1 protein-coding gene is annotated in these 930 nt (G+C 33.3%); it reads right to left on the bottom strand.

The window, feature by feature from the left end; genetic code table 11:
- Positions 1–844, bottom strand: an 844-nt coding sequence (locus tag AC1DQW_RS27780; RefSeq protein WP_477457036.1) for a GNAT family N-acetyltransferase, incomplete at its 3' end; no start/stop codon positions are given.
- Positions 845–930: the final 86 nt, after the last annotated feature.

Raw genomic sequence — 930 nt, 5'->3', positions numbered from 1 at the left:
CAAGATGAAATATTTTTTTTCCAAGCCTTCTGCCAATCATGCTTATTTCGTCGGTCAAAAGTTTGCTTGGGGATTCTTTCAAATAATCCGGGGAAGTTGCCGAAAGATGATTTCGGATAATACTATCTGATAATAAGATGAGTGCGCCGCAAATAAGCTCTGATCCATCATAAATAAGAATGAGTTTATTATCAAAACCCTTCATGTTAAGAAGATCCTCGAAGTATTGTTCATCAAAATAATAATTTGGTGAAGCATTTACCCGATCCATATTTTTGTAATACATTTCGGTAAATTTTTTAATACCCTCTTTGCTATTAAGTTCCTTGATTAAATAGCCTTTTTCGCGCATTTTTCTTATCTGGCGCGAAAGCCTTTTATCATATCTGCTCCTTTGATCTTCAATAGATAATGAAAGATCCATATACAAGGTTGTTCCATTTTCTTTTAATCCGCCAATACTTTCCAATATATGATGCTGATTAAGGAATGGATGAAGTCTTGAAAATATACAAACCGCGTTTTCTTCCCGCATAAAATTTGAAAAAGCAGTTTTAAAATGTGAAGTTGTTGGCGGCGGTAAATTTGACAGATCGATATTTGATATTGGTCCGCAATAACCGTATACAGAAGTCATATCAAAAAATAAAGAATTTTCGATCTTTCTTTTGATCACCGGCAATGCGATGAAAATATCCTTTTCCTCATACACAAACAGCATTGATTCACCTTCTTTATTTAAAGAATGGTAGTGCCATGTATGAAAAATCTCATGCATTAATGACTTACTGGTATAGGCATCCCATTCTTTATTATCTCGAATAGTAAAATGTTGGTGGTTCATAAATTTGCTTAGATTTATTACAATAATTAAATAAATAATTAAACCGCTTAGTTTCTTAACAAAACCGATTGACCAGGGCGGTGGAT

This window comes from Mucilaginibacter sp. P5_A4 (assembly GCF_056400605.1).
This window is presented reverse-complemented; position numbering and strand designations above follow the sequence as displayed.